Genomic DNA, 7968 nt, shown 5'->3' with positions numbered 1-7968 from the left:
GGGCGACGGCCGGGGTGCGGAGAAGGGCGGCCCACCCGGCGGAGGTCGGGAGCCGGGTGGGCCGCTGTCCTGGGGAGTGGTGCCCCGGCGGGAGCCGAGGTTCAGCGGATCAGAACGCCTCCTCGGGGACGTCCATCAGCGCGTTGTCGGTGGCGGACAGGATCTGGCGCCGCGCGGACAGCTCGGGGAGGACGTTCTTGGCGAAGAAGGAGGCGACGGCCAGCTTCCCCTCGTAGAAGGCGCGGTCCCGGGGCGTGACGTCGCCGTCCAACGCCGTCGACGCGACCTCGGCCTGCCGCAGCAGCAGCCAACCGATCAGCAGGTCGCCGGCGCTCAGCAGGAGCCGAACGTTGTTCTGCCCGACCTTGTAGAGGTTGCGCTGGTCCTCCTGCGAGGAGGTCAGGAACCCGACCATGGAGCCGAGCATGCCCTGGAAGTCCTCCATGGCCTGCGCGAGCAGCGCCCGCTCCTCCTTGAGCCGGCCGTTCCCGCTCTCGGCGTTGAGGAAGTTCTGCACCTCGGTCGCGACGTGGGCGAGCGCCTGGCCCTTGTCCCTGATGATCTTCCGGAAGAAGAAGTCCATCGACTGGATCGCGGTGGTGCCCTCGTAGAGGCTGTCGATCTTGGCGTCCCGCAGGTACTGCTCGATCGGGTAGTCGTTGAGGTAGCCGGACCCGCCGAGCGTCTGGAGGGAGAGCGTCAGCATCTCGAACGCCCGCTCCGACCCGACACCCTTGACGATCGGGAGCAGCAGGTCGTTGACGCGGGCCGCCAGCGAGACGTCCTCCCCGGTGGCGTGACCGTGGGCGATCTGGTCCTGGAAGTGGGCGGTGTACAGGTACACCGCCCGCAGGCCCTCGGTGTAGGCCTTCTGGAGCATGAGGATGCGCCGCACGTCCGGGTGCCGCGTGATGGGTACCCGGGGGGCGGTCTTGTCCGTCATCTGGGTGAGGTCGGCGCCCTGGATCCGCTCCTTGGCGTACTCGAGCGCGTTCAGGTAGCCGGTGGAGAGGGTCGCGATGGCCTTCGTGCCCACCATCATCCTGGCGTACTCGATGACCTGGAACATCTGGGCGATGCCGTCGTGGACCTCGCCGAGCAGCCAACCCTTGGCGGGCACACCGTGCTGGCCGAGGGAGAGTTCGCAGGTCGCCGAGACGTTGAGGCCGAGCTTGTGCTCGACGCCGCTGACGAAGGCCCCGTTGCGCTCGCCGGGCTCACCGGTCTCGGGGTCGAAGAGGAACTTCGGCACCAGGAAGAGGCTGAGGCCCTTCGTGCCGGGCTTCGCCTCGACGCCCGGGCCCTCGGGGCGGGCGAGGACCAGGTGCATGATGTTCTCGGTCATGTCCTGGTCGCCGGAGGTGATGAAGCGCTTCACGCCGTCCAGGTGCCAGGAGCCGTCCTCCTGCCGGATGGCGCGGGTGCGACCGGCGCCGACGTCGGAGCCGGCGTCGGGCTCGGTGAGCACCATCGTGGCGCCCCAGCCCCGGTCCAGCATCAGTTGTGCCCAGCGGCGCTGTTCCTCGGTCCCGTTCTCCCAGAGGATGCTCGCGAAGTTGGGGCCCGCCATGTACATGTACACGGCCGGGTTCGCGCCCAGGATGAGTTCACTGGCGGCCCACTGGACCGAGGGGGGGATGCCGTAGCCGCCCATCTCGTTGGGCAGGCTCAGCCGGTACCACTCGCCGTCCCAGAGCGCCCGGAAGGAGCGTTTGAACTCCTCGGGGAGGGTCACGGAGTGGGTGGCCGGGTCGAAGGTGGTGCCCTCCCGGTCCCCCACGGCGAACGAGTCGGCCAGCGGGCCGACGGCGAGGTTGTTCAGTTCCTCGAGGACGCCACGGCTGGTCTCCTCGTCCGCCTCGGCGAAGGGGCCGGTGCCCAGCAGCCGCTGCACCCCGAACACCTCGAAGAGGTTGAACTCCAGATCCCGGACGTTGCTCTTGTAGTGACCCATGCCCTTGCTCCCGGTCTCAGGCGGTGCTGGTCGGGCAGGCACTCCTACCCGTCGGTAACAACAGCGTATTACCCGCCGGTAACACGGGCAAGCGTCGAGTCGATCACGACTGGCTGGCAACCCTCGGGGTACTAACCCGGTCGGGCACACTTTTACTCACCTGTTCAGGTGTCCAACGGGAGATTCGACGCAATGAGTGAGAGCGACAGAGCCCTCTACTACCTCATCGGGACTACCGGGTTCCCGAACTACGGCGACGAGATGATCGCCGCTACCTGGCTGCGACACCTCCGGCAGGTCGCTCCGGACGCCGATGTCTGGCTCGACTGCCCCAGCCCAGGGCCGGCCCAGGTGCTCCTCGGCCACCTGCACCCGAGGGCTCGGTTCACCGACACCCTCTGGCGGTTGTGCTGGGAGGCTCCCGGCGAGGAGCCGTGGCAGGTGAACGAGTTCGCCCAACGCGCCGTCAACGATCCGGGCATGGCTCCCCGCTGGGCCGCGGGCATCCAGCTGGCGCACCGGGCGGACGTCCTGCACATCATCGGCGGCGGCTACGTCAACGGTGTGTGGCCGCGCCACGTCGGACTGCTCGCCGGGATGGTCTCCGTGGCGCGCCGGTCCGGTGCCCGCACCGCGATGACGGGCGTCGGCCTGTGGCCGGCCCCCGAACACGGGGAGACGCTGATCCGCGAGCTGGCCAACCGGTTCGACGTGGTCGACGTCCGCGACGCGCCCTCCGCCCGGCTGCTCGAGAAGGCGGGCGCGGTCAGCCACACCTGCGACGACCTGTTCTTCGACCTCGGTCCCCACCTCTACCGGGCCGACGAACTGCGCGAGTTCATGGTCTGCGTCCAGTCCGACCTGCTCAGGGTCAGCGTTCCCGCGCTCGCCGCGTTCGTCACCGACACCCTGCGCGCCTGGGACGTCCCGCCGGACCGGCTCGGCTTCGTGGAGTGCATCCCCCGGGTGGACCGCGACGTCTTCGCGCTGGTCGAGTCCGAGTTCCCCGGGGTGCGGATGTACCCGTTGGCGGAGGTGCTCGACCACGGCATGCCCGCCGCCGCCGGGCAGACCTGGTTGTCGACCCGGTTCCACCCCCACCTGGTCGGGGCGGCCGTGGGAGCGAACGGCGTCGCCGTGAGCGTCAACCCCGACTACTACGCCACCAAGCACCGGTCGCTCACCGACCTGGGCAGTGGCTGGACGCTGGTCGAGAACCTCGAGGAGATCCCGACCCGGCCGGTGCACGGCGGGTACAGCCCCGAGTCGCTCGCCGAGTACCGGGCCGCGAAGCGCCGGGTCGCCGACCGGATCTACCCGTACCGGCGCTGATCCTCCCCGGCAGCGCCGGGACCGGGTCGCCGGGCCGGGGAGGGCGGGTGGCACCAGGAGCACCGGGCGTCGGCGCGCACGGCGGCGGGGTGCCGGGGCCGGTGCGCCGCCCTCCCCGACCCCGCGGGAGCGGACGCCGGGAGGCCCGAGATCGGCGCGGGAGGGCCGGCCCCCCGGCCTTCCCGGGTCAGTCCAGGGTGAAGGGGTCGTACCGGATGCGGTCCAAGGGTGTCCCGGCCACCAGCATCCGGGAGACGGTGGCCCGGATCATGGCGGGGGAGCCGCAGACCATCACGTCACGCTCCGACCAGGCCCCGTAGCGGGTCACCACCTCGGCGAGGGTGCCGTGTTCGGTGCCCTGCCTGGCGGGCCCGGACTCCACGACGGGCACCACGGTGAGCCAGGGGTTGCTCATCGCGAGGTATCGCAGGTTGTCCAGCTCGTAGAGGTCCTCGATGGTCCGGCCACCGAGGAAGAGGTGCACCCGGGGGTTCGTGCCGTACTGGGCCAGCTCGTCCAGCATCGCGCGCATGGGGGCGAGTCCGGTCCCACCGGCGATCATCAGGACGTCGCGACCGTTCTCCCGGTCGACGCCCATCCGGCCCATCGGAGGACCGACCCGCCAGGTGTCACCCACCTGGGTGTGCCCGACGACGGAACGGCTGACCCAACCGCCGTGGACCGACCTGATGTGGAACTCGAGGGTCCCGTCCTCGCTGGGCGCGTTGGCCGGGGTCAGGTACCTCCACAGCCGGGGCCGTTGGGGGACCTCGACGCTGACGTACTGACCGGCGCGGTAGGGGACCGGCTGGTGCGGCTGCACCCGGACCACGGCGAGGTCCCAGCTCAACCGCTGGTGCTCCACGACCCTGGCGTTCCACCAGGCCGGGTTCTCGTCGGCCTCGGCCGCGTTGTGCATGGTGGTGGCCATCATCGTGTAGGCCTCGGCCCACGCGAGCTCCACCTCGTCGGTCCACACCGGACCGGCGTACCGCTTGATCGCCGCCAGCAACGCGGTGCCGGTCGCCTCGTAGTGGCTGGCGATCACCCCGAACTTGCGGTGGTCGCGGCCCAGCTGGCGGAGGAACGGCACGAGGTCGTCCGGCCGGTCGATCATCTGCACCGTGTGCACCAGGGCGCGGAGCAGCCTGCTCCGCTGCACCTCCATGTTGGCGGGAAACAGCTCACGGGTCTTGGGCGCGAGGCTGAAGAGCATCCCGTAGAAGAACCTCGCCACGTCGTCGGCGTACGGCTCGACGGCCGCGTAGCTTTCCCGGATCAGGCGCACGGTGGCGCTGACCCCCGAGGCAGATTCCGGTCGCGAGGGAGGCACGGGGCTAAGCACGGCGTTCGCTGTCATAGTCCGGGCGCAGTCTTCTCCACGTCGTTCGGCGCGCCGGGCGTGACGCGCCGTTCCTTGTCAGGATCCCCAACAAGGGGGACAGTAACTCGTTCTCTGGTTGCCTGAGTCCTTGATGCCACCTTCGAGTGTCGGCATGTAACTGCGAGTACATAATGCCTGCGACGGTTGGGCGAAGGTAGGGGGTAGATCGTGGAACTTCAGAGGTCTTCGTGACACTGTGGGGCCCGTGATTCGCGAGATGCTGGTGCCAACGGGTACCGCGGACCCCGATCTGCACGAACTTGAGCTCGTCGACGCTCCTCCGACCGGGGTAGGGCCGGGCGGCTGGGGGGACGTACCGGGAACCGAGGCGACGGTGGTGGCACCGGTCCCGTCCGATCCCGAACTCACGGTGCGACACGCCTTCCCCGTGGTTCCGGCGGCAGCGCCGCCCGCTCCCGCCCCGGCCGCCCCGCCGGAGTCCGCCACCGGGCACCCCCTGCCCGGTTCCCGAGGCGAACACCTGCTCCAGGAGCGGTACGGCACCGAGCGGCGCGCGCGGCGCTTCTACCAGGAGCAGATGCTCGACCGGCTCAACGACGAGATGACGCGGTTCGTCGGTCGGATGGAGATGGCCTTCGTGGCCACCGCCGACGGGGCTGGGGAGTGCGACGCCTCGCTGCGGTCGGGCCCGCCGGGCTTCATCCGGGTGCTCGACCCGTACCACGTCGCCTACCCCGAGTACCGGGGCAACGGCGTCATGGCCAGCCTCGGCAACATCGAGGAGAACCCGCACGTGGGGATCCTGATGCTGGACATGGTCCAGGACCTCATCGGGCTGCATGTCAACGGTCGCGCCAGCGTGGTCGAGGACGCCGAGCTGCGGGCCAGGCACCCCGACCTGCCCGAGGACGACAACCGTGGCAGGACGCCCGAACGGTGGGTCGTCGTCCGGGTCGAGGAGGCCTATGTCCACTGCCGCAAGCACATCCCGCGGATGATGCCGGTGCCACGGGACCGATCCTGGGGTACCGACGACGCGCGGCGCAAGGGTGGCGACTACTTCGAGGCCAAGGGGGACGACCGGCCCTGGCGACCCGTTCCGGACCGGCACTCGGAGCCCGCCCCGGGGTGAGGCACCGCCCCGTCGCCGGACGGGTTCTCCCGCCCCCGCCGAGTGGCGGGGGCCACGACCGTGAGCGGCGCTCCCCGGCCGGCTCGGTCGATTCGGACATCCTGGTCCCGGGTCTGTCAGACTTGAGGGGGTAGGAGCGAGGGGGACCAGGGTGAACCCGACACGCATGCACGGCTCGACGGCCGTGGACGGGCCGGAGCGGCCCGGCCGGCCGGAGACGAACGCCGACCCCCGCGGGGCGGCGGCGGACAGTGTCGAGCGCGAGCTGACCATCCTCTTCCGCCGAGCCAAGCAGAGCGCGGCCAGGCTCGCGTCGCAGATCCACGTCGAGTTGGAGCCGGCCGCCTACGGGACCCTGTCGATGATCGCCGAACGCGGCCCCGTCCGGGGGACCGACGTCGTCGACCTGCTCAACCTCGACAAGTCCACCATCAGCCGGCAGTTGAGCAAGCTGGTGGAACTGCGGCTCGTCGAACGGGTGCCGGATCCCGTCGACGGCCGTGCGCGTCGCGTCCAGCTCACCGACCTGGGGGCGAGGCGGCTGCGGGAGGTGCGGGAGCGTCGGCGCCAGCGGCTGGACGAACAGCTCGCCGAGTGGCCGACCTCGGACCTCACCGAGTTGGCGCGCCTGCTCAACCGGCTGAACGAGGCCTTCTGAGCGGATCCGCTCGGGGTGGGGCAGGGCCGGCACCCTGTCGCCACCGCACCCCTCAGCCGGCGAGCGCCGTTCGCAGCCACGGCCGCACCACGGGGAGCACGGCGTCGGGGAGCATCGCGCCCAGGTGGTCGAGCCCGTCGAGCAGCGCCACGTCCCAGCCGGCCTCCTCCAGCGCGGCGCGGCCTCCGGCGAGCCTGCCCGCGATGTCCACCGTCACGCCGCCCCAGGACTCCGGGTAGACGATGGTGTCGGCGGTGCCGGCGAAGCAGAGCCGGGGGCAGCGCACCGACGTCGACGCCGCCCGGTCGTCGAAGCCCGCCAGGGCCTCGTACAGGGTGACGAACTGGCGTGTCCGCTCCGGCGGGGCGGAGATCTCGACCGACTCCCAGTTCGCTTCGCCCTCGTCGGGGGCCTGCTGGTGCCCGCCGCCGGCACCACCCGCCCCGGCGCGCCGGTGGGCGGCGGCGGTGACCTCGAGCATCTCGGCGTAGGGGCCGTTCAGCGCGGGGAAGCCGCCCATGACGAGCGCGGAGAGCCGGTCGGTCCTGATCGCGAGCTGGAGCCCGGCCAGGGCGAGCCAGGAGTAGCCGTAGTAGGCGAAGCGCTCCGCGCCGACCGCGTCGGCGACGGCGAGGATGTCGGCCGCGATGTTGCGCGGGGTCAGCGAGGTGGGTTTGGGCCGGCTCAGGACATGGCCCTCGTAGTCGAAGGCCACGACGCGGAAGGCGTCGCTGAGCCCGTCGACCAGCTGGCGTCCCAGCGCGGGCTCGGCGCCCCACCTCCGCATCTCCTCGGCCCGCTCCCCGGTGACCGGGGTCGGGTTCACCGGGAGCAGCACGGTGGGGCCGCCGCCGGTGATCTCCAGGTCGAGGCGGCTGCCGTCGTGCATGGTCACGTGCGTCATGGTGTGGCGCTCCCTGCTGCCGGGCCGAAACCCTTTACGGCGTACGGTGATGTGGGGGCGACAATACATTACGACGTAAGGAGATGTGGTGGCGGTCTTCGGGGGTCGTGGCGAACCGGACGTGACGATGCGGCTGTTGTGGGCGGAGGACGGCGGCGGGCCGGCGCGGCCCGCACCCGGGCCCAGGCAGAGCCTCACCGTGGCGGCGATCCTCGAGGCGGCGATCGGCCTCGCGGACGAGGAGGGTGTGTCGGGGCTGTCGATGCGGGCCGTCGGGGAGCGGCTCGGGCGGTCCGCGATGGCGCTCTACACGTACGTTCCGGGGAAGGCCGAGCTGCTGGACCTGATGTACGACCAGGCGCACGCCGACTTCTCCCGCGCGTGCGAGGAGGCGGCGGACTGGCGGTCTGGCGTCGTGGCGTGGGCGGTCGAGCTGCGCGACCTCTACCTCCGCCACCCGTGGGTCCTCCAGGTCTCGCACGCCCGCCCGGTCCTCGGGCCGCACGAGCAGGCTGTCCTCGAGGCCCTCGCTGGGCTCCTCCTCGCCACCGGACTGCCCGGCCGGGTGCTGCGGGGAGCCGTCAGCGCCCTCTTCCACCACGTCCGGGGTTCCGCGCGAACGGCGGCCGAGGCCGCCCGGGGC

7 protein-coding genes are annotated in these 7968 nt (G+C 71.2%); 4 read left to right on the top strand and 3 right to left on the bottom strand.

Going from position 1 to position 7968, the window contains the following annotated elements; all coding sequences use genetic code 11:
* Positions 1-109: 109 nt before the first annotated feature.
* Positions 110-1954, bottom strand: a complete 1845-nt coding sequence (locus ACTIDRAF_RS0220420; RefSeq protein WP_016700577.1) for an acyl-CoA dehydrogenase — start codon at positions 1952-1954, stop codon at positions 110-112.
* Between the two features lie 192 nt (positions 1955-2146).
* Here ACTIDRAF_RS0220420 and ACTIDRAF_RS0220415 point away from each other — a divergent pair, with 192 nt between their 5' ends.
* Positions 2147-3286 carry a polysaccharide pyruvyl transferase family protein gene (locus ACTIDRAF_RS0220415; RefSeq protein WP_016700575.1) on the top strand — a complete coding sequence of 380 codons (1140 nt, stop codon included), beginning with the start codon at positions 2147-2149 and terminating at the stop codon, positions 3284-3286.
* A 187-nt stretch (positions 3287-3473) separates the two neighbouring features.
* Here the strand turns inward: ACTIDRAF_RS0220415 and ACTIDRAF_RS0220410 are convergent, their stop codons facing one another.
* On the bottom strand, positions 3474-4646 hold the full coding sequence (locus tag ACTIDRAF_RS0220410) for an FAD-binding oxidoreductase (RefSeq protein ID WP_081715572.1): 1173 nt from the start codon (positions 4644-4646) through the stop codon (positions 3474-3476).
* Between the two features lie 241 nt (positions 4647-4887).
* On the opposite strand from ACTIDRAF_RS0220410, the gene ACTIDRAF_RS0220405 reads away from it, so the two are divergent.
* Together ACTIDRAF_RS0220405 and ACTIDRAF_RS0220400 are read left to right on the top strand one after the other, a co-directional pair.
* Positions 4888-5763 carry a pyridoxamine 5'-phosphate oxidase family protein gene (locus ACTIDRAF_RS0220405; RefSeq protein ID WP_016700573.1) on the top strand — a complete coding sequence of 292 codons (876 nt, stop codon included), beginning with the start codon at positions 4888-4890 and terminating at the stop codon, positions 5761-5763.
* Between the two features lie 166 nt (positions 5764-5929).
* Entirely contained in the window at positions 5930-6421 is a 492-nt protein-coding gene (locus ACTIDRAF_RS0220400) for a MarR family winged helix-turn-helix transcriptional regulator (protein WP_016700572.1), read from the top strand.
* Positions 6422-6473: 52 nt separating this feature from the next.
* Here ACTIDRAF_RS0220400 and ACTIDRAF_RS0220395 read toward each other — a convergent pair whose 3' ends face one another.
* Positions 6474-7325, bottom strand: coding sequence for an alpha/beta fold hydrolase (locus tag ACTIDRAF_RS0220395; RefSeq protein WP_016700571.1), 852 nt, complete (start codon positions 7323-7325; stop codon positions 6474-6476).
* Positions 7326-7413: 88 nt separating this feature from the next.
* Here ACTIDRAF_RS0220395 and ACTIDRAF_RS0220390 point away from each other — a divergent pair.
* A partial coding sequence (locus ACTIDRAF_RS0220390; RefSeq protein ID WP_016700570.1) for a TetR/AcrR family transcriptional regulator occupies positions 7414-7968 on the top strand: 555 nt, incomplete at its 3' end.

It is taken from the genome of Actinoalloteichus spitiensis RMV-1378 (assembly GCF_000239155.1).
GTDB lineage: Bacteria > Actinomycetota > Actinomycetes > Mycobacteriales > Pseudonocardiaceae > Actinoalloteichus_B > Actinoalloteichus_B spitiensis.
Note: the sequence above shows the minus strand (reverse complement) of the source record. Positions and strands in the feature narration are given on the sequence as shown.

Coding starts and splice junctions, on each gene's coding strand:
- ACTIDRAF_RS0220415 (WP_016700575.1), top strand. CDS start 2,147: ATGAGTGAGAGCGACAGAGCCCTCTACTACCTCATCGGGACTACCGGG.
- ACTIDRAF_RS0220400 (WP_016700572.1), top strand. CDS start 5,930: ATGCACGGCTCGACGGCCGTGGACGGGCCGGAGCGGCCCGGCCGGCCG.
- ACTIDRAF_RS0220410 (WP_081715572.1), bottom strand. CDS start 4,646: ATGACAGCGAACGCCGTGCTTAGCCCCGTGCCTCCCTCGCGACCGGAA.
- ACTIDRAF_RS0220395 (WP_016700571.1), bottom strand. CDS start 7,325: ATGACGCACGTGACCATGCACGACGGCAGCCGCCTCGACCTGGAGATC.
- ACTIDRAF_RS0220420 (WP_016700577.1), bottom strand. CDS start 1,954: ATGGGTCACTACAAGAGCAACGTCCGGGATCTGGAGTTCAACCTCTTC.
- ACTIDRAF_RS0220405 (WP_016700573.1), top strand. CDS start 4,888: ATGCTGGTGCCAACGGGTACCGCGGACCCCGATCTGCACGAACTTGAG.